This is a genomic window from Mangrovitalea sediminis (assembly GCF_002514725.1).
In the GTDB taxonomy this organism is placed as follows: Bacteria; Pseudomonadota; Gammaproteobacteria; order Pseudomonadales; family Oleiphilaceae; genus Mangrovitalea; species Mangrovitalea sediminis.
Genome location: NZ_NTLB01000001.1, coordinates 156,850 through 180,108 on the forward strand (window position 1 = coordinate 156,850; position 23,259 = coordinate 180,108).

General features: G+C 53.5%; 28 protein-coding genes and 1 pseudogene. 9 read left to right on the top strand and 20 right to left on the bottom strand.

Annotated features, from left to right (window positions below; translation table 11 throughout):
* Positions 1 to 416: 416 nt before the first annotated feature.
* The 6 genes from CLR77_RS00760 to CLR77_RS00790 form a co-directional block, all read right to left on the bottom strand.
* On the bottom strand, positions 417 to 854 hold the full coding sequence (locus CLR77_RS00760; protein WP_227519759.1) for a VOC family protein: 438 nt from the start codon (positions 852 to 854) through the stop codon (positions 417 to 419).
* 277 nt (positions 855 to 1,131) lie between these two features.
* Complete coding sequence (locus CLR77_RS00770; RefSeq protein ID WP_097458686.1) at positions 1,132 to 2,280, bottom strand: hypothetical protein; 1,149 nt, start codon at positions 2,278 to 2,280, stop codon at positions 1,132 to 1,134.
* Positions 2,281 to 2,364: 84 nt separating this feature from the next.
* A complete protein-coding gene (locus CLR77_RS00775; RefSeq protein ID WP_097458687.1) occupies positions 2,365 to 3,144 on the bottom strand; it encodes a PhzF family phenazine biosynthesis protein in 780 nt (259 codons plus the stop codon).
* A gap of 80 nt (positions 3,145 to 3,224) precedes the next feature.
* Entirely contained in the window at positions 3,225 to 3,827 is a 603-nt protein-coding gene (locus CLR77_RS00780) for a cation transporter (protein WP_097458688.1), read from the bottom strand.
* A gap of 18 nt (positions 3,828 to 3,845) precedes the next feature.
* On the bottom strand, positions 3,846 to 4,076 hold the full coding sequence (locus CLR77_RS20235; protein WP_097458689.1) for a GDCCVxC domain-containing (seleno)protein: 231 nt from the start codon (positions 4,074 to 4,076) through the stop codon (positions 3,846 to 3,848).
* A 244-nt stretch (positions 4,077 to 4,320) separates the two neighbouring features.
* Positions 4,321 to 4,593 (bottom strand): hypothetical protein, encoded by a 273-nt coding sequence (locus tag CLR77_RS00790; protein ID WP_097458690.1) that lies wholly within the window; start codon positions 4,591 to 4,593, stop codon positions 4,321 to 4,323.
* Between the two features lie 472 nt (positions 4,594 to 5,065).
* Here CLR77_RS00790 and CLR77_RS00795 point away from each other — a divergent pair, with 472 nt between their 5' ends.
* Positions 5,066 to 5,737 carry an Npun_F0296 family exosortase-dependent surface protein gene (locus CLR77_RS00795; RefSeq protein WP_158227088.1) on the top strand — a complete coding sequence of 224 codons (672 nt, stop codon included), beginning with the start codon at positions 5,066 to 5,068 and terminating at the stop codon, positions 5,735 to 5,737.
* Between the two features lie 405 nt (positions 5,738 to 6,142).
* Here the strand turns inward: CLR77_RS00795 and CLR77_RS00800 are convergent, their stop codons facing one another.
* The 4 genes from CLR77_RS00800 to CLR77_RS00815 form a co-directional block, all read right to left on the bottom strand.
* Complete coding sequence (locus tag CLR77_RS00800) at positions 6,143 to 6,985, bottom strand: hypothetical protein (protein WP_143269341.1); 843 nt, start codon at positions 6,983 to 6,985, stop codon at positions 6,143 to 6,145.
* Positions 6,957 to 7,529, bottom strand: a complete 573-nt coding sequence (locus CLR77_RS00805; protein WP_158227089.1) for a hypothetical protein — start codon at positions 7,527 to 7,529, stop codon at positions 6,957 to 6,959. The genes CLR77_RS00800 and CLR77_RS00805 overlap by 29 nt, the downstream gene beginning before the upstream one ends.
* 297 nt (positions 7,530 to 7,826) lie before the next feature.
* Positions 7,827 to 8,981 carry a hypothetical protein gene (locus tag CLR77_RS00810; RefSeq protein WP_097458694.1) on the bottom strand — a complete coding sequence of 385 codons (1,155 nt, stop codon included), beginning with the start codon at positions 8,979 to 8,981 and terminating at the stop codon, positions 7,827 to 7,829.
* A gap of 330 nt (positions 8,982 to 9,311) precedes the next feature.
* Positions 9,312 to 9,680 (bottom strand): helix-turn-helix domain-containing protein, encoded by a 369-nt coding sequence (locus CLR77_RS00815; RefSeq protein WP_158227090.1) that lies wholly within the window; start codon positions 9,678 to 9,680, stop codon positions 9,312 to 9,314.
* An 87-nt stretch (positions 9,681 to 9,767) separates the two neighbouring features.
* On the opposite strand from CLR77_RS00815, the gene CLR77_RS19950 reads away from it, so the two are divergent.
* On the top strand, positions 9,768 to 10,235 hold the full coding sequence (locus tag CLR77_RS19950) for a lecithin retinol acyltransferase family protein (protein WP_143269343.1): 468 nt from the start codon (positions 9,768 to 9,770) through the stop codon (positions 10,233 to 10,235).
* A 215-nt stretch (positions 10,236 to 10,450) separates the two neighbouring features.
* Here the strand turns inward: CLR77_RS19950 and CLR77_RS00820 are convergent, their stop codons facing one another.
* Positions 10,451 to 10,633 (bottom strand): hypothetical protein, encoded by a 183-nt coding sequence (locus CLR77_RS00820; RefSeq protein WP_097458696.1) that lies wholly within the window; start codon positions 10,631 to 10,633, stop codon positions 10,451 to 10,453.
* A complete protein-coding gene (locus tag CLR77_RS00825) occupies positions 10,630 to 11,175 on the bottom strand; it encodes a hypothetical protein (protein ID WP_097458697.1) in 546 nt (181 codons plus the stop codon). The genes CLR77_RS00820 and CLR77_RS00825 overlap by 4 nt, the downstream gene beginning before the upstream one ends.
* Before the next feature lie 61 nt (positions 11,176 to 11,236).
* Here CLR77_RS00825 and CLR77_RS20395 point away from each other — a divergent pair, with 61 nt between their 5' ends.
* Positions 11,237 to 11,371 (top strand): hypothetical protein, encoded by a 135-nt coding sequence (locus CLR77_RS20395; RefSeq protein ID WP_264754669.1) that lies wholly within the window; start codon positions 11,237 to 11,239, stop codon positions 11,369 to 11,371.
* 152 nt (positions 11,372 to 11,523) lie between these two features.
* Here CLR77_RS20395 and CLR77_RS00830 read toward each other — a convergent pair whose 3' ends face one another.
* From CLR77_RS00830 to CLR77_RS00850, 5 genes are all read right to left on the bottom strand, one after another.
* Positions 11,524 to 12,141 carry a hypothetical protein gene (locus tag CLR77_RS00830; protein WP_097458698.1) on the bottom strand — a complete coding sequence of 206 codons (618 nt, stop codon included), beginning with the start codon at positions 12,139 to 12,141 and terminating at the stop codon, positions 11,524 to 11,526.
* A gap of 211 nt (positions 12,142 to 12,352) precedes the next feature.
* Positions 12,353 to 13,924 carry an IS1182 family transposase gene (locus CLR77_RS00835; protein ID WP_097458699.1) on the bottom strand — a complete coding sequence of 524 codons (1,572 nt, stop codon included), beginning with the start codon at positions 13,922 to 13,924 and terminating at the stop codon, positions 12,353 to 12,355.
* Between the two features lie 278 nt (positions 13,925 to 14,202).
* Positions 14,203 to 14,727, bottom strand: a complete 525-nt coding sequence (locus CLR77_RS00840; protein ID WP_097458700.1) for a hypothetical protein — start codon at positions 14,725 to 14,727, stop codon at positions 14,203 to 14,205.
* A 9-nt stretch (positions 14,728 to 14,736) separates the two neighbouring features.
* Entirely contained in the window at positions 14,737 to 15,468 is a 732-nt protein-coding gene (locus CLR77_RS00845; protein WP_097458701.1) for a hypothetical protein, read from the bottom strand.
* Positions 15,469 to 15,814: 346 nt separating this feature from the next.
* The gene (locus tag CLR77_RS00850) at positions 15,815 to 17,203 is read right to left on the bottom strand and encodes a hypothetical protein (protein ID WP_227519760.1); all 1,389 of its coding nucleotides are present in this window, start codon (positions 17,201 to 17,203) and stop codon (positions 15,815 to 15,817) included.
* 297 nt (positions 17,204 to 17,500) lie between these two features.
* On the opposite strand from CLR77_RS00850, the gene CLR77_RS00855 reads away from it, so the two are divergent.
* The 6 genes from CLR77_RS00855 to CLR77_RS00880 all read left to right on the top strand — a co-directional run bounded on the left by CLR77_RS00855 (position 17,501) and on the right by CLR77_RS00880 (position 20,436).
* Complete coding sequence (locus CLR77_RS00855; protein WP_097458702.1) at positions 17,501 to 18,448, top strand: hypothetical protein; 948 nt, start codon at positions 17,501 to 17,503, stop codon at positions 18,446 to 18,448.
* Positions 18,445 to 18,993 carry a hypothetical protein gene (locus CLR77_RS00860; protein WP_097458703.1) on the top strand — a complete coding sequence of 183 codons (549 nt, stop codon included), beginning with the start codon at positions 18,445 to 18,447 and terminating at the stop codon, positions 18,991 to 18,993. Before CLR77_RS00855 ends, CLR77_RS00860 begins: the two co-directional genes overlap by 4 nt.
* Positions 18,994 to 19,110: 117 nt before the next feature.
* Positions 19,111 to 19,290 carry a hypothetical protein gene (locus tag CLR77_RS00865; protein WP_097458704.1) on the top strand — a complete coding sequence of 60 codons (180 nt, stop codon included), beginning with the start codon at positions 19,111 to 19,113 and terminating at the stop codon, positions 19,288 to 19,290.
* Positions 19,291 to 19,437: 147 nt separating this feature from the next.
* Complete coding sequence (locus tag CLR77_RS20540) at positions 19,438 to 19,692, top strand: type II toxin-antitoxin system HicA family toxin (RefSeq protein WP_097458705.1); 255 nt, start codon at positions 19,438 to 19,440, stop codon at positions 19,690 to 19,692.
* Between the two features lie 8 nt (positions 19,693 to 19,700).
* Positions 19,701 to 20,150 carry a type II toxin-antitoxin system HicB family antitoxin gene (locus CLR77_RS00875; RefSeq protein ID WP_097458706.1) on the top strand — a complete coding sequence of 150 codons (450 nt, stop codon included), beginning with the start codon at positions 19,701 to 19,703 and terminating at the stop codon, positions 20,148 to 20,150.
* On the top strand, positions 20,140 to 20,436 hold the full coding sequence (locus CLR77_RS00880) for a hypothetical protein (protein ID WP_097458707.1): 297 nt from the start codon (positions 20,140 to 20,142) through the stop codon (positions 20,434 to 20,436). The genes CLR77_RS00875 and CLR77_RS00880 overlap by 11 nt, the downstream gene beginning before the upstream one ends.
* Before the next feature lie 158 nt (positions 20,437 to 20,594).
* On the opposite strand, the gene urtE is transcribed toward CLR77_RS00880, so the two are convergent.
* The 3 genes and pseudogenes from urtE to urtC all read right to left on the bottom strand — a co-directional run bounded on the left by urtE (position 20,595) and on the right by urtC (position 23,223).
* Positions 20,595 to 21,290 carry an urea ABC transporter ATP-binding subunit UrtE gene (urtE, locus tag CLR77_RS00885; RefSeq protein ID WP_097458708.1) on the bottom strand — a complete coding sequence of 232 codons (696 nt, stop codon included), beginning with the start codon at positions 21,288 to 21,290 and terminating at the stop codon, positions 20,595 to 20,597.
* A gap of 2 nt (positions 21,291 to 21,292) precedes the next feature.
* Positions 21,293 to 22,021, bottom strand: a pseudogene (gene urtD, locus CLR77_RS00890) (urea ABC transporter ATP-binding protein UrtD); the annotation flags it as partial.
* Positions 22,022 to 22,050: 29 nt separating this feature from the next.
* Positions 22,051 to 23,223 (bottom strand): urea ABC transporter permease subunit UrtC, encoded by a 1,173-nt coding sequence (urtC, locus tag CLR77_RS00895; protein ID WP_198962672.1) that lies wholly within the window; start codon positions 23,221 to 23,223, stop codon positions 22,051 to 22,053.
* Positions 23,224 to 23,259 lie beyond the last annotated feature (36 nt).

Here is a 23,259-nt window from a genome sequence, read left to right on the forward strand (position 1 = left end):
CAACGGGATGTCCGGAATGCACTTAAGCAACACCTAAAGGGCTTGATGCTTGGCTTGGGAATTTAACAGCACATCTGGGCCGGATTCAGCAAACACCATCGACGCCTCTACATTTGACAGGCTCATCGGCGCATATCATGAAACGGCTGATTAACTTCCCAACGAATGGAGACAATCCCAATTATTATTTTTGTAGAAAACGGCTACAACCAACCAATAACGCAACGTATTCAATAAACCTTAAGCATTTATTAGGTTCATTAATCTATAGTAGGCACCAAGACTTACCATGTTCCAGATCAATATTTTCTATCATCAATCATCCCTTTTTTCGTTATTCGGATAAAAGAAAAGGGGCGCAATGAAGTCATTGCGCCCCTCTACCATGCGTTATATCGCCACTTGGAACACTATGTTCAAGGCATACGATGTAAGGCACAAATCTTATTGCCTGCGGGATCCCGCAAATACGCCAGATACAACTTCATCCCGGAACCTTCACGAACACCGGGAGGATCTTCGCAAGTGGTGCCGCCGTTAGCGATCCCGACTTCATGCCACTTGTCCACTTCTTCGGGACTCCCTGCAGAAAAACCGATAGTGCTTCCATTCCCCTTGGTGGCGGGATTCCCATCGATCGGTATGCTCAGGGCAAAGACACCGGTTTTCGTCAAATAGAAGCAACGTCCCTTTTCATCGATGACACCGGGCGGATACCCAAACACATCGAGAATCGCATCGTAAAAGGCCTTCGACTCCTGGATATCATGTGCGCCAAGCATTATGTGGCTGAACATTCTCAAAAACCTCGCATCTGGCAATTGTTGATTTTCCGGGTGCAGCACCGCAACCATTCGGCGGCTGTGGCACCACCATTCTTGACGTCCTGCCGCATGGGTTGCAACACCGTCAGGGTCGATTCAGGCATATTGTGCGAGGTCGCAACCGAGGGACTAGTTGTCTTTCACGACCTCGACAAGACTCACGAACACATCCTCTGGGCGAATACCGGAGTTCCTGCCAAGCAGCTCCGTAACCCGCCGAAGATGCGCTTACCGCTCTTTCCGCAGCGTTCCGAAGCACGATACGGCACTAGGTTGCCCTCGGTGTCGCGCGCCTGAAGCCCAGGCGTCAGACTTGCTCGCGAAGACTTCCGCGAAGGAGTCCCGCGGCCAGCCCCTGGGACCGTGACATCAAGGTCGGCAGCACAGCGAATATCCGGTTCAACCCCTGCCGGGTTCCTTCGCTGGCCTGATGATAGGCGGGGTGTTGCTGCACAAGCCCGCGAAAAAGCTCCGGCACAAGCTTGTCGGCGGCGGCCGGCAACGGCTGCGATGCCACTTGATCCGCCAGCGCAGCAAGCTGATCCACATTGCTGGCCAAAGCCTGCACCGCCCCCTGATAGAACCTGGGCAATGCCGTCGGAGCGCTTTCATACCGGAGCGGCTTACCCAAACCATGGACATCTGTCTGGTTCAGGACGCCAAGACTCGACGGACCGATACCCGAGGTCAGGTCATAGCCATAGTGACTGCTGCCGGCCTGATCCTTTTGCTGATATCCCTGAACGAAATCGGAACTTAGATGCTGGCTACCGTGCGTCAGGTCAACGCTGTAATCCAGGGAGAAAAGGCTATAGGAGCGATCCGCCAGCCCGGTGTGCTGCCGTGACTGACTGAGATCCAGGGCGAAACTGGTCAGCTGACTGGCATCAAAGAAACTCAGGTCATTCACGACGGCCAGGTTGCCGAGCCCCGACGTGCCGGAAAAGAAGGAGTGGGCCAGGTCCACCATCTTATTCACCACCTTGCCCAGGGCTTTGCGCTCATCCGCAGAAAGCTTGCCGTCCACCTCATACTGGGCCGAAGTCAGTGGTTCCCGGGAGCCAGCCTTACCACGGGCTTCATTGAAATGCAGCGTGACATGGTCGCCTTCGCGGGTGGTGATCTTTAACGAGAATCCACCGCCGTACAGCGGATTCGAGTTTTCCTGCGAGGTTGAGGCCGAGGCGGAAGCCGTATTGCCCGTCTGCGCGATTTCGGAGTGGGCCCAGTCCCCCAGCCCCTGCATCAGGGGCGAAAGCGAGGAAGGCAACTCCAAGACCGGCACCTCGGCCACGGGACTATCGGTGAGTATTGGCACCGTAGACCGGGAAACAGGCGCGACCACGGTGTTGGTCTGGGTCAGTCCCTGGCCCTTCCCCTGACTGTGCTGATTGTTCGGAGCACTGGTGAGCGTGATGGGCGAAAGCAGTCCTAGCGGTTTATTACTGATATCCATTATCCATTCGCCATATCCAACCCATCTATGATTGTGTAGCGGCCAGCGGTAGAAAAAATTAAACACTTATGAGAGACGATCGCCTCAGAGACTGATTCTGCCTTGCATGTACTCGACGACATGCCCGGTCAATATGACGCGGTCATTGACCAGGTCACAGCCCACAAGCCCGGTCCTTTTGGACAGCTGCCGGGCGCGCAGATGTGTGAGACCGAGACGCTCGCCCCAGTATGGCGCCAACTCGCAGTGCGCCGATCCAGTGACGGGATCCTCATTGACCCTCAGTTTCGGGAAAAAGCACCGGCTGACGAAATCGACGTCACGGCCTTGTGCGGTGACCACGACGCCCCGCAAATCGAGCCCCATCCAGCATGAAAAATCGGGCACAAGCGCCCGAACGTCGTCTTCGTTATCCAGCACGACGATATGATCGAAAGCGGCGAGGACCGCCTGGGGTTCCGCTCCCAACCCCCTCAGTAGCGCGTGATCTGCAGCCACCGGCTTTGGCATGGACGCTGGAAAGTCCATGCGCATTCCCTCACCGGATCTCTCCACGAACAGCTTGCCGCTTCGGGTATCGAATTCGATGGTCGCCCCGGCGTAACCAAAGTGCTTGAAGATCACATGGGCCGCCGCCAGGGTTGCATGGCCACACAGGTCCACTTCTTCCACCGGGGTAAACCAGCGCAGCTGAAACCGGTCCTGATGGGGAACAAAAAAGGCCGTCTCAGACAGGTTGTTGGCTTCGGCAATTTTTTGAAGGAGGTCATCGCTGACCCACTCTTCCAACGGACAGACGGCCGCAGGGTTTCCCTCGAACACTCTTTCGGCAAAGGCATCAACTTGATAAATGGCGAGTCTCACGCGCGCTCTCCATGACACTGTCTCGATAATACCCGTCCCTCAAAATGCCTCATCCTGGATGAGTGAGGGGAAACATCTGCTCAGCCGCTCAGGCGTGCAGTTTTCGCTTCGCGGAGAATTTTAAAGCCCCCGAAAACGACAATCAGTGCAATGACGGTCCCAACCAGGAGGTCAGGAATCCGGCTATCCAAAACGGCAACCAGTATGCCCGAGACGATCACCCCAAGGTTGGCGATCACGTCGTTGGTCGAAAATATCCAGGACGCCCTCATATGCACGCCCCCCTCCCGGTGCCGGGATATCAAGACGAGACAGAAGACATTAGCCGCCAACGCAACAGCGCCAACCAGCATGATCAAGAGACTATGAGGCTCATTGCCGAAGAACAACCGTCTGAGGACATCAAACAGCACCCCGGCACCCAAGAGGATTTGAAGGAAACCACTCCACTGTGCAGCCTTCGCCTGATAGAAAACGCCCTTGCCGACCGCATAGAGGGAAAGCCCGTAGACCATCGCGTCCGCCAGCATATCCAGCGAATCTGCAATCAGGCCCGTAGATTGCGCCAGCCAGCCCAGCCCCAGCTCGACCATAAACATCAAGGCATTGATTGAGAGAAGCACTATCAGCGTCTTCCGCTCCAGCGTCTCCGCCTGTTCCGCCCCACAACCACAATCTGACATGGAAACTCCGTTCTATCGTTAAACTTGATCAGAACCCAAGCCACAGCATCCGCGATCCTGCTGAACAGGCGGGCAAGCCACGGTGCCATAGGAACAGAAGACGCAACAGTCACCCGCCTTGGGTTTTAACAGGGAATGGCAATGCTCGCATTCATAAAAATACTGGCAGCAATCGGTGGGCATGATCTCTTTCTTCCGGTGCCCACATTCCGGGCAGGTGATCGTGGATTCCAAAATGACCTTGTCCATTTCCCCTCCGGTTGACGATGCCCAGGTGATGTTGTGGATGTCGGTTTTATACCGGGAATAAGCAGACAATCGCGCGAACAGCAGCTCCCGACAACCTACTTCTTTCCCCAACGCCACTTTGGAGGCTCGCCTTTTATCCAGCAGATAACCACTAAAATAATGCTGAGGATGCCGCAGTACACCGCAAAGACCGGCTTGCCGTAACGTGCCGGAAGCGTGAGCGCACCAGCCACGAGCAGGGCGATCAGTTACGGCTGAGTTTCATCCCGCAGAACGGGCAGAAATTAACCAGGATCATACTGTGGTAAGTGATTTCGCCGACATACTCCGCCTCGCCGATCTTCACTTCGGTTTCGTCGGCAAAATGGAGACTGTGCAACTGCCACAGATCCTGGCTTACCTCATGGCTCGAAATGCAGTGAACCAGGCGATCACAATCGGGAAAACCGTTTTCCCCGCAGCGATGCTCCTTGTCATACTCACTGTCAGTGATCTCTCCAAGCTCAGCCAGATTCATAAATCCTCGACTATTGAAAAAAGCAAACGGGTACCCGTTATGGCAATACCAGACAACATCTAACGGAACGTTGGAGGGAGATTCAAGGCTTTATTACCGTGCCGGGAATTTTTGTATTCATGCAACCAGCCATCCAGCGGATCAACGTCACCGCTTACTAAGCGGCCACCGCCCTTTGATCCATCGCCCAGGTAGCAATTCCCGTCTATGACCCTGATCCGTTTACGCTTTCCCACCCTAAAATCGACCTATCGTCACAAGCGTCACGTTGGCTCGTCAATATTTTTTACACAAAACCGTTAATTTTCCGCACCGGCCTCCAATCGCAGACTGCAACTAGTTGTTTATTGCAACATATTTTTATTTGGTCGAGCGTTTGCATGAAAGAATAATGAAGCGCCTTTTCAGCTGTATGCGCCGGAAGTTCGGATTCGTATTTGTGAATCGTTATTCGATTAGGAGAAAACGTGAGATGAACACTACGATTAGAACAAAAGGGATTTTTACAGGCATCACGGTTGCTGCAGCGCTAGGATTCAGCAGTCTTGCAGCAGCGGTTCCAGTGACGGCTTCTTACCTCGGTGCCGCTTGCCCTGGTACATGTACTGATCTCGCAACAGCAGGCTATACCGTATCCGGAGGAGCTGTTGTAGATCCTGCGGTCAGTGTAGCTAACCAATACAAAACGCCCGGCACAGATACGGGTAATCAAGGGAATGTACTCTCTTACAACGTAACCAGTAGTGGCAACAATCCTCCTGGTGCGACAAGTGCAGTCTACGTCACCAATCTGAACGATGCGTTTTCGTTCTACTGGGGGTCCATTGACTCCTATAACCTGGTTGAGTTTTTGAGTGGTGGCGTCGGCGGTGCCGTCATCGACTCATTGACAGGTACACAGGCTCATGCGCTGGCAGCCGGCAGCGGAAGCCCTGCGAACTTCAATACTGACGGTTTCTTCAGTTTTGCCGGTAACGGCCAAACCGGGGGAACGTTTGACACTGTCAAGTTGAGCAGCAGTGGCGGCGTTGCATTCGAATTTGCTGCAGCTGTCCCTGAACCGGGCACGCTTGCACTGTTTGGCTTAGGGCTGGTTGCGCTTGGCGCATCAACTCGTCGCTATCGCCAAAGCCGTTTTGCATAGTGCTGTCAGTCAAATCAGGCCGGGATATTAGCCACATCCCGGCCTTTTTTTGTGCATCGCTTCCCTACCAGTAAATCCCCACATTCAGCGCCTCGCTGAATGTCACTGCGCAAATCGGGAGTAACCTTGGAGCACGTCGCTCGTCCAGAGTCAGCACGTTGACCAATGCCGCCCAGCCGGACGCCTAGGGTCTGTTGTTGTCAACTCCTACCGAGGAGGCTGTTCGTAAAAAAAGCTGACGGCTGGCACCCGGGGCCTCGCAGGCGGGCAGCTAATTCAACCGGCCAGCGGTTTACGGACCTAGAATATGCAGAGCGCCAGCCCTGCTCTCACACAGCCAGTGATGGACACCAGCACGCTTCGCCGCTTTCATGGCACTGCCTCGCGCTGCTGGCATCCCAAAACCTACCCCGTCCAATAGTCTCCAGACAAGAACCGTTCCTTGGCCTTGCCGTTTTGCATCTGTGAGACGATGAGCCCGCGAAAAGGCTCGCCACGTTCATGAATAAGCTGTTTGAAGACTGTCGCCACCAAGTCCGCTTGGTCCTTTTTGAAACAGTCTTCGATGAACGTCGCTATCGCGGGCGCGAGCCATTCGTCCCGTAATGAATGGATGTAGGGAAATGCAACCGGGTAGATGGGCTTATCCGGAAAGCAGGTCCAAAAGAGGAGCTGGCCCAGGACCGCTTCATTACCAGGGTATCCGGCCGCAACGACGTTTTTCGCGCCAACGACATCACCCTCCCCCTTGATCTCCACCGCCAAGGCATTCGTCCCTGTTGTCTGAATCGCCTCTGCGTCCGCCAAGTCCTCTGCGCTCGACTTCCGCAACGCATCGAAATTCCGACGATCCTCAGCATATTGGTCCAGGGAATATTCCGGTAATGAAAAATAGGCCTGGGAATCCCTGTCTTCCATATAAGAGAGAATCCGTGAGCGAAATGCCTCGCCACGCTCATTGATGAAGAGCCAGAAGACATCCGAGACGAGATCGGTTTGTCCATGGCTATGATGAAACTCGATAAACGCCGCCATGGCCGGTGCCAGCACCTCATCCCGAAGTGACGAGATATAGGGGAAGGTCACCCAGCAGACTAAATCGTTCGGGAAACACGACCAGAAAATCAATTCTTCCAGCGCACTTTTATTATCCGGGTATCCGACAGCCACAATCTCCGCGGCGCTATCGGTATCCATTTTATCCTTGATGGTGGGCAACTCACTTGGCATGAGGCTCTCCAGGGTCAACGCGGCATCCGCCGGTCACGCCAAAACCGTCAAACGGAAGATCCGCCAGCTTCAAGTGCCCACACACCAGGGCGAAAAACTGGCTGCCCAGGAAATCCGTGTGATTCAGGGAGAACACCAGCATGACAGCACGATGGGTACCGACGAAACCGTGCACGATCCTGCGCCGGTGGCGCCCATCCTTCGCACGAAACACCAGATGTTCATCAAACCCTTCTCGCGACGCCGGTGCCAGAGTGGCGTCGCTAAAAGTCTGCCCGGAGGGCAGTCGGAAATTATTCTTTTGTTCGTTGTAGAAGCTCAGCGCTTTCTCATACTCCGCTCTGCCATGCGGCAGCGGAAAAACGTGGATAAAGACTTGAGCGCCGCTCTCCGGCGCCCGCGCAAACAGGTAAATACTGTGCCGGAGTTCTTGCCGGTAATGCTCGTCACGAAGCACCATGGGGTAGTCACGCAGGGCGCCCAGCATGCAGCCCGAATCACCGTAGCATTGAGGCGAACTCTCGTCAGTCGTCAAAAACTCGGTTACGTCTCTTGGCATCATGACTCCGTTGATGGATAACGTAAAAGGGTACGCCTGGGCTGGTGGGAAAGGTTGATCGTCCCGCTCAAGGGACATCCGTTCCATCCGACGTCACTTACTGATTTTTGGCTCTTCATGGAGAATTTCGGCCGACATGACGCCGGCTCTCGAAAGTCCTCCAAACAACAGAGGAGTCATGGAGAATCGCTTTCGATCAAAGGGGCCCATATTGCTGACGAATAGGTGTCCCGATTTTCGGAAACGGCAGAGATAAGCTGTGCCTTACACCAAGCCAACTATCTGCGACCAGCCCCAAGGTCATGCCTTCCGCACCACCTTGTAAGCGGTAAAAATGCCCAAAAACAGAAAGATAAAATCGGTCACACGCAGGCTGGATTTGAGAATGCTGATGTTGTCCATTTGCTGCTCGGTGTCGCTAAAGACTTTACTTTGCCACGTCTGGAAAGACACCTTGTTGTAAACATCATTCTCATACCGGGGCTTTAGTTGCTGATTGAACAGCGCCACATCGTCGCTGGACACCTTGTCCGCTGAAGCGGCCAGACTCATGTGATTATCAAACATAAACTGCTTCAGGGATTTTGTATCGTAGACGTCATCGACGTACTGCTTGGCCAGGCCCATTTCGTGGTGGTAATCGGCTTTCATTTCTTCCAACTGCGGGCCCGACATATAAGTCGCCCTGAGCTTGCTCTCGGCGTGAAGCAGGATCATATACTTGCCGCCCATGATGGATACTAACGTCAGCGAGCACGCTATCAGGGTCACCGTCATGCCACGCCCACCGGCGAACACCATGGCCGCCCCCACGCCACCACCGATTACCCAGGCCACGAAGCTGACCTCATAGCCCGTACCCATGGCAATGCCATACCAGATGAGTGCGCCCGCCAGCGCGGCGGCAGCCCCCGCCAGCAGAACCGGAGTGGACATATCTGCCGGGGTCAGATCGCCCTTCAGTGCCGCCTGCACCTCCCTCGATACCGACGCTATAGTCGCATCCGGCACGGCGGCTTTAGAGGTTACCTGATGAAGGGCAAATCCGCAGGCTTCGCAGCGGCGGGCCGAGACAGGCTGCAGAGACTTGCATTGGGGACAGAGCCTTTGTGATTTCGCCGGTGCCGACGAGCCACCGGAAACAGAAGGTTCCGGATCCGGCTCTTCATCTTTAGGGACCAGCAAGAGTCCCGGGGATTCCTGCGGCGCTGAAGCAGGCGGCGCCTGCCTCTCAAGTGTCACGACCACGCCAATGCTTTCCAGCTTCTGCTTGTACTTCAACGCCACGGCCTGGTCCACATCCTTTTTCAGCACCCGCCGGGACTTCAGCAGGGTGGCGGCTTTTTCCGGCGAAACCTTGAAGACTGCCGCCAGTGCATCGCAGACCTGCTCAATATCAAAACCGGAATGAAGCTGGCCTTCGATAACCACGTTATAGGTAGAAGGTTCTTCCATGAAATCGCACTCTGCTTGTTATGTTGTCGGTGGGCCGCGCTCGAAAGAGATCGATTTGGTACCCATGCTAGAACGTTACCAACAAAATGTAGGCCTCTGTTGGGCTAGCGTCCAATGGATGCGAGCAGGTATCTCGTAAGATCGTGGGGCATCGCAAGATCGGGAGCCGGTGGGATCAGAGTGATTGACTACTGGTCTTGAGATAGCCTCGGTATCCCTGATCAAAATCCTAAGATCAAAGGATCTCTGACCACATTATCCCGGTGGGTCAAACATCAGCAGGTTGTGAAAGCAGCCAGATCGATTTAATTTGTCTTTGCAGATTCTGCCTCACTTTTTACTTGCAGCATAAATAAGAGCCGCCAGAGCAGCCCCCCCCAACAGCAACAGTCCAGTATTGTCCGATGGGGGCTCGTTGCGCTGCGGCTTGTCATATGAAACTTCAAAACTTTCAACCCGCATTTGTTCAACTGTCTTGTCCGCCAATTCCAAGATCCTATGAGGTGCTGTCTTCATGGCACGAGCAGCTCGGGCAAGCTGATCTACCGACAACACGCTTCCCCCTTTCTCAATCCTCGACCACGCCGGCTGACCAATCCCAACCTGTTCTGCCAGTTGGGCTTGCGACATTCCAACTTCGGATCTCACCTGAGCAATTACAGCTCCAACGACAGCCGCATAGGTAGAACCTGCTTGCATCGATACCTCCTTTGCCGCATAAGGCATAAATGCCTTACAGGCATAACTAGAAAGATAGTAATTTTTGCAATCTACAAGGAAAGCACTATGCAAGCAAATTTTGGATTTAAAGCAGGAGACGCCATTAAAGTGTTTCATCCGACTTATGTTCACTATGGCATCGTTTCAGACCGCATTGGTCCTGACGGCCATCCAATGATTATCGATCACTCTATGGCAACGGGTACAGTAGCGGAACGCAGCTGGGGAGAGGCAACAGGAGGGAAAACGGTTTCAAAGTCCGACCTGGACTCAGACCGCTCCCCTTATCAAATCATACTAGCTGCGCGACAGCTTATTGGGAAAGCGAAGTACTCTCTTACGAACTTCAACTGTGAAGCATTCGTACGACATGTGATGGGACTCTCACCGACGAGCAAACAGGTCACCGCTTCCGCGGTTTCCGTTCCGCTGGCAGGAATTATCGCCTACAAAGCATCCGCGAAAAATCCATGGATAACCGCACTGGCTTGCCTGACGGTATTTGCCGTAACGACACATGCCGTCGCGGAGTAAGATGCTCACAGACAAAAACCTATGGGAATCGAGAGACAAATCTCTCGACCCCATAGATCCACAAAGGTTAGCTTGATGACATAGCAGAGACGTGTTTCTTACTCCGCTCCGAATTCAACACTCGCTCAATCTCGTTCGCCTTCGCACGAATTTCAGACTGTTTTGCTTTCAGCGACTATTTAATTTTGCGCTTCTCACCGGAAAAGCTTTCACGTTCAATCGTCATTCTTACGGTCCCTGTGCAGATCGATTTCGTTTGGCTGTGTCCATTTGCCCGTTGGTTCTTCATCAACATTTTCTTCAGAGCGACGACGATACTCTTCCGCCTCGGCACGCCTTTTTGCGAGTCGGCGCCGAATTTCTTCCATGCCTTCAGGAGTATGGGGATCAGGGTTCATAAAATTCTCCTCTGGCCCACGCGACGGCCATGATAAATCTCTCTATCGCCAAACCCTTGTCCTCGGTAGATACCTTCCAGACGAGGATCTGGATCGAGCACCCAGAGTTCCGTCGCTCCCACGATATCAGCAAATGCGGCAGCGGCAAACGACAGTATGGGTAACGCCTTTCGCCCCAGAGGCGTGGGCCGCACAGGTGTTGACTCAATAAGGTTCATACGCATTCGCGTGCCATTTCGAGACAACTGCCCATAGCAGATGGCACCAAGAACCCCCTCTTTCCAAAACGTTATTTCAAAGCGATTTGGTCGATTGCGATAGAAGGGATACTCCTTTGTCCATTGCCAGCTAGCGCGAGTTGGCCGCCCTGAACCCGGAGGGAGATCTTTCCATCGATCGGCAGTAAGCGCATCCACGTAATTTAAAGGCTTAGCTTCAATCCCCGGAAATTCTTCCACGGTGACTTCATAGGCAATGTCCCGATAGGACTGGTAACGATCTTCCGTTTTGAGATGTTCTCGGCTTTTCAATCCATGAGTCATGACAGGTCCCTTTTACAAAATAAAGAAAGGAACCAACGCAGGAGGAGAAGTTAAAAAATCAATGAAAAACGATGCCGTACAGCAGGTTGCCATCCCTCACTCCCTCGAAGGTCCCGACGAGAGCGATGACACCCTCGCCAGCATTCGTCGCACGTACCTGTGCGCGGCCAATGGGGAATCTATCAATCGTAACTAGCTAAGACAAGGGAACGCCTGAAACCACAGAGGGCAGAGTAATTGATTACTGGTCTTGAGTTAGCCTCGGACGCCCTGATCAAAACCCTAAGACCAAAGGACTCTGAACCCCATTGATCCGAATTGGCATCCATTTTGAGCGCCGTGTTAGGCCTATTCTTTGGCAGACACATGAGCCAACGCTCCGAGGATACCGGCAGCGATGAATAATAACGTTAGTGGCAGCCAAAGCTCCAAAGAACCGGCTAAAAAAAATGTGGATAGATGTTCAGGGTTTGAGTATCCGATAGCGGCTAGCATTGCTATAGGGGCAACCACCGATGTAACCGCACCAATGATTTTATATGCACATTTCTTCTGCCCATAAAACACGCCACCGATAACCACAAGTAGACCTGTTACTACAGAGAACCCAAGCCAAACGATTTTCGGGCCGGACCAGAACTGCTCACAGACTTGGACAAGAAACCCAGACAGTACACCGATAATAGGCGTACCCCACACCAGCGGCTCTTTCTTGGCTTCTTTTGTGATCCGAACAACGAGATGAATCGAGAGAGCGGCACCAGTTGCCGCTGCACCGTAAGAGGCAATCTCGCCTACAGCTGGAGCAATAGTAAAGCCAGCAGCAGTGCCGGAAATTGCAAGACGGATCATTACGCCGAACGCGTGAAATGCAAGCGCGGCCCCGGCACCTAGCCCCCAGAATGCAAGTCCGGCACCAGCTCCTAAGGCGAGTACCAAGATTGGGTTCTTGAAGTAGTCATCCATAGTAGATAGTCCTTTCGAGGCCTAACGAGGCTGTAGAAAAACCCTTAACAGAGCCCAGTCCGCAGCCGTTTTCCAATGTTGTCTTCACTTGCCAGCAACCGGCGCAAGTGCGTTTATTCGTCGGCAAAACCGGGTAGGTGTAATAGTCCGGCCCCATCACCGTCTATTCGCACGTTTCAAGGCCCAACCTGGCTGTAGCATAGACCTACCATCACGCGGCTAACCGCCCGTAATTCGCCAGCTTCTCAATGTTGTGAACCAGGCAATACAGTTGCCATTGGCCCTGCACCTTCGTTTTACCTCGCAAGCTGAAGCGGTTGAGGCCTTTATTGGTGCCGATGTTGCCAAACACCGGCTCCACCACCGACATGCGATGGCTGTAGATGGCTTTGCCTTGATCGCTATCCACCCGTTGCTTCATCCAGTCGGTATACGTCGGATCTCGTCTGAGCTCCAAGGTGTAGGAGACCTGTCGTCCTTTGCCTTTGCGGTGATCCGCCGAACGGGGGTTTTGCATGCACCGCTGTTTCTTCGGGCATCCCCGACATTGCAATAACCGCCCCTGGAAGTGCGCTCTTGGCACACCGTTTGGGTCGGTCCGGGTGCCTTCGTAATGCAGGGATTTTCCCGCAGGACAGATACAGCTCATCGCAGCGGGGTCGAACTGGAATTCGCTCGCTGGAATCACCGCTTTCCAGCCGGTCTTCGCTGGGCTCGGATGACGCTTACCGTACTTGCTCTTCTGCTCGGCGAACTTCGGGTCTCGGCTGCGGAAGCGGTTGTCCGGGATGTAGCCGTTGATCCCCTGTTCGTGCAGATACTGCATGTTGGCTTCGTTGGCAAAGCCCGTATCCGCCGTCACTATCACGCCGGTCTGATAAAGCGTGTCGGCAATGCCCAGCTTCTTATAGCGTTGTTCAATGCTCTCCAACACCGGTTTTAAGGTGTGGTGTTCCTGGCCTTCGCCGAAGGCCTGGGCATCGATGACGATCTGGTGCTTTCTGTCCACCGCAGCCACACCGTTGTAGCCCTGGATCGTGCCCTTACTGGTGGTCATTTTGCCGCTTTCGTTATCGGTGATGTTGCTCTTCACTTCCTTGCGCCGTTTCCCCTGGCCCATCCTTGGGCTGCTCGTCTTTAGGAAACGGTCGACTTTGGTCATCGCTGCATCCAGCGACAGAATGGTTTTTGCCTGGCGGATATCACGATCCAGCTCCGCTTCCGTTTCGGCCTCATCCCGGGCGTAATGCTCTGTCAGATGATGGCGGATAAGGCGGCGCAACTTGTCCCGCTTTTCTCCCAACTCTTTAAACGTGCCCGACCATTCCTTGGCGGCGTTGGAGGACATCTTGCAGCCGTCGATGGCAAAGAGTTCGTTGCCCAACAGACCTTGCTCATGACACACCAACAGGACCTGCTCGAACAGGCCTGCAATCTCATCGGCATGGCCGCTGACAAACTTGGCCAGGGTGGTGAAGTGCGGCACCGTATCGCACGACAGGGCCTTGAAGAGGATGTTGGTTTCGCAGCACCACTGCATCTCGCGGCTGGAGGTGATGCCCTTGGAATAGGCAAACAGGATGATCTTCAGCAGAATGGCGGGGTCGTAGGCCAACCGGCCGGTGTCTTCGTTGCGGTACTTCGGATGGAAGACCGACAGATCCAGCTTATGCTCGATCAGGTAATGAACAGCATGTTCAAACGTGCCGGGCTGGAGCTGGTCCTGGTAGTTGATCACCACCATGGCACTCTGATCGTAGTTGTAGGGCTTGAAGCGGGGCATGCCGACCTTCCCTTGTCCTGTTTTCTGAATCCTATCAAAGCCAGGCGGTGGTTTTTGGGACTTTTTCTACAGCCTCAACGCTATGTTCAACTGTTCAATACCGACAACCTTCAGATTAGCGCGATAGGTTTCGAGCAAAGCGTACTTACCAAACAAGTGCACCAAATATGGCTACCCCTACATATTTCCGAAATACGATCTTTTGCGGAGTTAGCAATGCGTGTCTACTAAACTGGAGGAAGTCCACGTCGCACCGGAAGTGCTTGTTAGATGCCAACTTAGCGACGCAACGTGAGCAGGTGTTTTATGCCGTCTTGAGACACGCGTTTGTACGAAATCTTGCTAGGTTTTCTCGTCTGAAAAATTAGCTTCTTACCCTCGATTTGCTTAAGCGTTGCAGATGCGTTCGACAACTTGATTCCGTGATCCGTTAGAAATTTCGTGACCTCTGAAGTCTTGAACTCATTCGCGTCGGATTTGGATTGGATGAAATAGGCAGCGATGAGCGCCTTCTCTTGATCTGAAGTCTTATCTTTAAATGAATGTAGCCACTCGCCGAACACTTCAGGAACTTGCAACTTTCCGGTGATATCTCCACTGGTTATTTCACTGCCGGAATCTTCTTCAGTGGACTCTGGGTTAGTGGGATTCTGCGAGGCAGGTGGAAAATTGCGTTTGGACGCACCGATCGAATTGAGTATCTGCTCCAAATTCTCGATTTGCTCTTTGACGAACGACTCCGAGCCTTCAACGCGGATTTCGCCAAGACTCAAATTGATATTAACGACTGCTCGTTCTGACATTGTATTTCCTCATAGAAGAATGCCCGATTTGTAGAGTAACTCCTCGATGCAAGCACGATAATCTTGTTTGACCGAAAGTAGATCGGCCCGTTTCGCATTGTAGTGAATCTTGTGAGCAGAGAAATTTCCGAGAGTGCGAAATATCTCTATGCAAGATTTGGAATTACGTGAAAGCCCCAACGTTGAATTGGCTGTGGCGTTCGCAACGATGGCTTGAAGCAATTTGTAGTTGCCATCGACGTCCTTGATCTCCGACGCGATGCCTAATTTTTCGTAGGAGAGAATCAGGCAAATCTCTAGAAGTCTGCGCATTAGTACAGCACAGCCATCAAAGAGATTGTGCTCGTAAGATGCATTTATTTGGTCCGCCAGCCTCTCAATGTATCCGCGGGTCGATCGGTAGAGAGACTCGGGGAGTACAGTTTCGTCGTGCTGAATCACCTCAGATTTTGAACCAACCCCTGGGTACTCGGACGCCAGTTCACGAACTCGTTTTGCGTGAATCTTGAAATGGCCAGCAGATTTTCCATTCACAAATGCACGCTCTTTTCTTAATCGATTCGCTAATCGAGACGGATTTGGGCGTGAAAAATGAAGCTCTCCAAACAGTTCAGTCAATTCCGAGACAGAAAACTCTGATTGGGCCTTTTCTTTCAGCAGGTAGAAGCTCAGCAGCTCACTCTTCTGCAGCTCCGTCCTTGATGACAGGTCGGTCAGTTCTGCGTACTGCTGTAGGTTCATCGACTATGGTTCCCTTGGCATCTAACAGCTTATTCGTCGTCTATTCCGCCCATTATCCGGAGCATTCATTACACAGCAATCTCAGCCTATATTTTCCAACCTCTTCAACTGGGGCGTTTTTTTGGCCTAGCTGACACACATTTAGCCCGCCCACGGCGGCATATCAACTCCGTAAAAAGCGTCGTACAAGACACATATCCCTGGATAAACGACCTTCAAAGACGTATATCTTGGCAAACTCCTGGGTTATGCGTCTAAATAGCAGTTCTCGAGATAGAGAATCTAACGAGCCTCTCCGGGTGACGGGCTACGGGAAGCTGGCTACATGATCTTCAGATTTATTTTTTCACGCCAGTTTTTCGTTCACGCCACCAGCAAAAATAATCCCATCTCGATTTTCGTCCTTACCTGTATCTTCATCATCGCCCTCGTCCAATTCCCTAGAAATCTTCGGAGCAGGCGCTGTCCAAGCCTTCAACCACTGGCCAGCCTCTTGGTAAAAATGCGGCACGGCCTTCTCGATTTCTTCTACAAACACCCTTCGGCCAGAGAATTTGCCCGCCAAATCGACTTCATACACAACCTCCAATCCGGTCGCGACAACTTTGGACTGGTCCAATTCCAGCAATTCCGGCGACTGAATTAACGTATTCAAAGGCTGCAGCGTTGCCGCCGCCTTCCCTGGCCGGGTTGCTCGAATATAGAAGCCTTCGGGATTCGTTTTACGCAGTTGTCGCAACAGCCAATTCACCCGAGCTTTGGTGCTCTTTTTATCCTTGGGTGCCGCAAGCTTCATCGAACAAAAGATCATGCGCCGCTGAATATCGGCGCAAACTTCCAGGTCCGCAGCGGCGTTGGTAATGCTCAATGCGCAATTCAAAATCGGCTCTTTGCAGAGTGCTTCGGCATCATCCTTCACGCGCTTCGCATGATCCAAGCGGTGTTCGTGACTGAGCTTCAATGTCACATCACTCCCCGTCAGACGAGACATGATGAGGCACAAATCGCGCTGTTCCTGATGCCAAGCCGTAATGGTGTTCTGCACTTCGTCACTGGTTTTAGCGAGTGGCGCATTGCTTTTCACTTTATTAACAACGTCTTTCCACTCGCTGTTCATCTGATCAAAGTTGGTAATGCCTGCCACATCGCTCTCGAAGTACCGAAGCAACTCCTCAAGAATGAAAACTTGGTCTTGATCCTCAACGCCATCGTTCTTCAACAGCAAGGCGCACTGGGTGCGAATGAAAGCCCACGACCAGTGAAACAGAGCAACGTTTTTGATAGCGGATTTGGGAACTTTGACGGGGTGGTGCGTTGGGAGGGCGGCGAACTGGTTGGTGATGGTGATTACGGCGTCAATATTGTGCTTTTTGGCTTGCTGGATATAGCGGGTTATCTGTTCTTCCTCGACGACTTTATTGCCAACCTTCGCTTCGATCAGTGCCCGCCATTCTCGTCGTCCTGTGCGAAGGATTAGCAGACCGTCGGGTCGGTCGTTTGTTTTTTTACCCTCCCTTTTGTCTTCTTCAAAGATGACTTCCGTCCAGGCCTCCAATGTTGCTGAGGAACCAACGCGAACGCTGATGGATTTGAGCAGGGCTTGCCGCAATTCATAGACGGAACGCATTCCCGCCAACAATATCGACACCGAGCGCTGTTCTCTCGCGCTATCGGCGACGATCGGGATCAAACGTGCCAGTTCCCCTGAAGCAATAAACTCCGGACGCTGAACCATGTCACCTCCCTGACTATCCTTATGACATGTATCTTTTCTTGAAAGATACTAGCACTGGGTTCAGTCGTAGGCGAACAAAGCGTCAACATTCGCTTCCTAGCGTAGCAACTTCATCTTCATGACCCTAAATGGTATCTTCTGCCAGCTACAACCATGGATGGTAGCAAAGGACTGCGAGCGGCCATAGCCTAGGAAACCCTTTCCAAGCAGGGCGATGTAACATTCTGTCAGTTCGCTATAGGCAGCTAACCACTCCACTGATATCGAATCCGACTCAATGCATAGCAAGGAGGCATAATGCAGGCATTCTCTATCCTGCCCGGCGAGCAATTTCGACAAGAGCAGCTTCGTCGAGAACTCGAATCCCAATTGAACATCAAACGCTTTCTTAAGAAAGTCGATGCCCAACCCAGCCTGATCGGCGCGAAGGTTATCTATTTCAATGGTGCTGACGTGCTGGTGGTTCGGGAGTTCCAGCCGATATGTAGCATTGAGCCTATCTCTGTGCTTATTCGCTCAGTGCCAAAACACGCAGCGTCTTCAGCCGAACCGACAAATAGCCACCTGGAAAGCCAAAACGGACGTGTATACAGTGCGCTGTATGAAGCCACCGGAGCAGCAATTTCTTGCGGTGCCGCAGTATTAGGCTGGGTCGTTGTAATAGGATCCGGCACCGCCATTCCTGTAAGCGGTGGAACCAGTACCGCGCTAACGGTAATAGCAGGCTCCGCAGCCTTGGCCTCATCTGCGCAATGTATCAATGGTATGGGGCGAACCTATCTTGCGATGACCGACAACACGCAAATGTTGAGCTGGCTCGATTCCGAGGAGTGGTACGAAAAGACGTCTGTCGCACTAGATCTGGTTTCACTGGCAGGCGCGGGAGGCTCAACATTTGTCGCGCTCAAAACCTTCAAAACACTCAAAGCAGCAAGTTCCAGCAGTTTTCTGGCCACGCTGGCAAAGCTTTCCAGACCTGAACGCAAAAGGCTCACAGAAGAAATCATCCGCAACCTACACCCAGGCATATCAAACAGCGCGATCAAAGCCTACATTAGAGCCGGCGTTTACCCAGCTCGCTACAGTACACCAGCGATATCTCATGCCTTAAAGCTTGAGCTGGTGGATGCTGTTGGTGCGACCTTGGGTTATACGGGCAGTGCAGTATCTGGAGTCCTCCATAACCCTAAAAGCCAACTCCGGACGTTACTATTCGGAATCTACAAACCGGTAAGGACGCTATGAGCGCGTACCCCGAGCGAGGACGCACAACAAAGGCCGATTACTTGGATCAGTGGAAAGATTCCGAGTTCTGGGCACTGGCGTGTGACTTACAATCGGGCGAGCGAATATTATTTCGCCCGCCAGGGCTCGCAGGCACGGTCGCCGTGCCAATGCTGTCCTTGCTCGCTTATGTTTTTTTGAGCATCAGTTTCGCCAGCCTGTTTTTCAGGGACGCGACAATGCCGGTGCGCGCGGGAATCATTTTCGGAGGTCCTTTCATTCCCTTAGTGATTCAGGCGGTCATTATTGGGAGATTGTCTCTAGGCTTCATGTTCGCACAGCAAGATTTAGTGCGTTTTCAAACGGCACTTTTGATTGCGGTTGCTGCGCTGTTCTTTCTCAACATTGCAGAAAATACCTCTCAACTCTCCCATGTTTTCGACCTCTTGGCCGTGGCCGCGGCGTACTTGGCAAAAAGGTTATCGACGGGGATTGGCGTCACAAGTTACGCGACACTCATCCGGCTCAAGCGGCTGAAATATGAGGGAATGGGTAATGGCTCTTGAGTGTTGAAAAGAGTTCTCGGAAACCAAAGGGGGTCCAAACCAAAGGGGTCACCATGATTATTACCGGTAGCAGCAAACGCTAAATCCAAGACCCCGCATGTGTGCACAAGGTTGTTTATGAGTAAGGAAATCACAGACATCCATGCAGCACGCCGTAAGAAAAGAACGGAAACGCCCGAAGAGATCGCTCGTCGAGTCCTGATGGAACTTCCGGAAGACATGGAAGATGAGCCTCAATACTCGGGCAACCCAAGCAAATTATTGGGCGGCGATGAAGATGTCGATGACAAGGAATAACGGAACGATTGCCAGCTCGCAGAAATAGCACAAACTCGATGAGTCGGGAGCTGGCGATGCGATCCGTCAAACCCCGCCGAAAAATACACCTTGGACGGTGTAACTAAATTTCAGTTACACTGCTATTCTTCTCAACAGATAAATAACATGTCGAAGCAAAAGAAGGCACTGTCCAAACTTTGTTCGGAACCACCCCCGTCAGACTTTGAGTGGTCAGAGCTAACAGCGATCCTGGGACGCCTTGGTTTTAAGTTGCTTAAGAACAAAGGCTCCCGCAGGAAATTTTATCATGAGGAGAAAAACGTCCTGATTATCTGTCATGAACCGCATCCAGAGCCGACCGTCGATAAGGGATGCGTTAAGGACGTTGTCGAAACCCTTAAACTGCATGGTTTCATCTAGGAACGCGCATGGATATTCTGAAATACAAAGGTTATGAAGGCACTGCGGAACTGGACATGGATCGTGGCCTGTGTCGCGGCAAAATCCTGTTTATCAACGATCTTGTAACCTATCAGTCTGACTCTCCAAAGGACTTGCAGCGGGAGTTCGAGGCCGCCGTTGACGACTACATTGAGACCTGCGAAGAGCTTGGCCGACTGCCATCCCGCCCTTTTCGCGGTCAGTTCAACGTTCGCATTTCACCTGAGCTACATAGAGCGGCAGCGCTCAGGGCCGCCGCCGATTGTGTGAGCTTGAACGAGATCGTATTGCGCGCGCTGGATGCCTACGTGAACACCAGTGCCGCCGTGAACCACAACACGTTCTACGTGACCGTCGGCGACGCTGCAACGGACGTGAAGTCTTATAGCGCATCAACCGCTGACAGCCCTATCTGGGAAACGATGAATGCCCACTAATCAAGAAGTGATCGCCCATCAAGGAACTCCCGTAGCTGACCCACTATCGCTTCGAGAGCTTACCGAAGTACTCATCAAACATTACGGTATTCACGAAGGTCAATATGATCTGCTTGTCGAATTCAAGATTGGCGTAGGTGCGTTAGGTCCCAATCAGGAATTGGCGCTGCCCGGGGCTATGGTGGGTGTTTCCCGTTTGGGCTTGGTTAAGTCCACCAAAATGGGCAACAACACCGTCGATGCCGCCGAGGTTAATCCAGTGACGAAGGCTCGGAAGAAAGACTGAACGCCACGCAAGCGAATCAAGGGCTTTTTGTATCGCCGAAACGCAAGCTATGGGCTTGGTAGGTTGCCTGTTGAAGGACCAATGTTGGGGTTTGCAGTTTACAGCACTGGTAAGACGGCTAAGTTCAGCCCGCCCTACCAGTGTTCGCTCGCGGCGTCCTAAACCGTCATATGCCCCCGAACAACCTCCTCATCCATATCATCCCCCCTTCCACTCAAAATAATCTCCCCCCGATCCATCACCGCATAGCTATCCGCCAGATCCCGGGCAAAATCGAAATACTGCTCGACCAGCAGGATCGCCATTTCCCCGCGATCCCGGAGTACTTCGATAACCCGCTGGATATCCTTGATGATGGAGGGCTGGATACCTTCGGTAGGCTCATCCAGCATCAACAACTTGGGCCGCATGACCAGCGCTCGGGCGATGGCGAGCTGTTGTTGCTGGCCGCCTGAGAGGTCGCCGCCGCGGCGGCGGAGCATCTGCTTGAGCACGGGGAAAAGCTGGAAGATTTCTTCCGGAATGCGGCGTTCGGCGCGGGGCAGGACGGCGAAGCCGGTTTTGAGGTTTTCCAGCACAGTGAGCTGGGAGAAGATTTCCCGGCCCTGGGGGACCAGCGCGATACCCCGGCGGGCACGGGCGTGGGAGGCGATGTTGGCAATGTCTTCGCCATCCCAGGTCACCTGCCCGGCGCGGATCGGGTACTGTCCGGCGAGGGCTCGCAGCAGTGAGGTTTTGCCGACGCCGTTACGGCCCAGCAGGCAGGTCACTTCACCGGTTTTGACATCCAGACTCACGTGGCGCAGCACCTGGCTGGCGCCGTAGTACATATCGAGATCTTTTATCTGCAACATGATTAGCGCCCCAAGTAGACTTCAACGACTTTCTGGTTTTGCTGCACCTGATCGAGCGTACCTTCGGCGAGAACGCTGCCTTCGTGCAGTACCGTAACCGGGCAGTCCAACGCACGGATGAAGGTCATGTCATGCTCGACCACCACCAGCGAGTAATCCGCCGCCAGCTCCTTGAAGAGTTCGGCGGTGCGCTCGGTTTCGGCGTCAGTCATACCGGCGGCCGGTTCGTCGATGAGCAGGACATTCGGCTCCTGGATCAACAGCATGCCGATTTCCAGCCACTGTTTCTGGCCGTGGGACAGGCTACCGGCGAGGTCGTCCTGGCGACCGGTGAGGCGCACCAGCTTCAGGATTTCGTCGATACGGTCGCTCTGCTCGCTGCTCAGGCGGAACATCAGTGACTGGAAGACGCCCCTCTGCCCTTTCAATGCCAGCTCCAGATTCTCGAACACGCTGAGACTTTCGATCACGCTGGGCTTCTGGAATTTACGACCGATGCCGAGATTGGCTATGGCCGCTTCGTCGAAGCGGGTCAGGTCGATATTGTCGCGATACATCACCTTGCCGATGTCGGGGCGCACCTTGCCGGTGATCACGTCCATCATGGTGGTCTTTCCTGCGCCGTTGGGGCCGATAATGGCGCGCATACGACCGGCCTCCATGATCAGCGACAGGTTGTTCAACGCCTTGAAACCGTCGAAGGAGACGGTGACGCCGTCCATGTACAGCAGGGGCGTTTCGCCGATGTGCTTGGTCACTGTCATGCCCGGTCTCCTACCGTCGAATCGTTACCTGCAGGTGCGTCCACGCCCTGAATGTCGGCGCTGCCCGCCGAGGGCGGATTCTGGTTCTGCGCACGACGTTCCCGGATGCGATCCGTGATCTGCTGTGCCAACCCCACCACGCCCTTGGGCAGGAACAGGGTGGTAACGACAAAAAGGCCGCCGAGGAAGAACAGCCAGAGCTCCGGGAAGGCACCGGTGAACCAGGTCTTGGCATAGTTCACCAGAATGGCCCCGATAATGGCGCCGAACAGCGTGCCCCGCCCTCCCACGGCCACCCAGATGATGATCTCGATGGAATTGATGGGCGAGAATTCGCTGGGGTTGATGATGCCGATCTGGGGTACATAGAGCGCACCCGCCACCCCCGCCAGCATGGCCGAGAGGGTGAAGGTGAACAACTTGATGTGTTCGACGCGGTAGCCGAGGAAACGGGTCCGCGATTCGGTGTCACGCACCGCGACCATGGCCCGGCCCAGTCGCGAACCGACGATACAGCGACAGAGCAGATAGGCCAGGATCAGTGCCACACCGGACGCAACGAACAGACCGGCACGGGTGCTGTCGGACTGCAGGTCGAAGCCCAGGATGTCCTTGAAATCCGTCAGGCCGTTGTTACCACCGAAGCCCATCTCGTTGCGGAAGAAGGCCAGCATCAGGGCGTAGGTCAGCGCCTGGGTGATGATCGACAGGTAGACGCCGGTGACCCGCGAGCGGAAAGCCAGCCAACCGAACACGAAAGCGAGTATCGCGGGCGCCACCAGGACCATCAGCATGGCAAACGGGAACAGATTGAAGCCGTGCCAGTACCAGGGCAGCGAATGCCAGTTGAGGAACACCATAAAGTCCGGCAGCAGCGGGTTGCCGTAGACGCCGCGATCACCGATCTGGCGCATCAGGTACATCCCCATCGCATAGCCACCCAGGGCGAAGAAGGCCCCATGACCGAGGCTGAGAATGCCGCAGTAGCCCCAGATCAGATCGACCGCCAGCGCCAGCAGCGCATAACAGAGGTATTTGCCCAGCAGCGTCATGGAATATGACGAGACATGGAACAGCGATCCGGCGGGTACCGCCTGGTTGAGAATCGGCACGATGATGGTGACAAGGGCCAGCAGTATCATCAAACGACGACCGCCACGGTCCTGCATCAGCAGGCGTGTCAGGGGACCTTGCCCCCGGGTTGA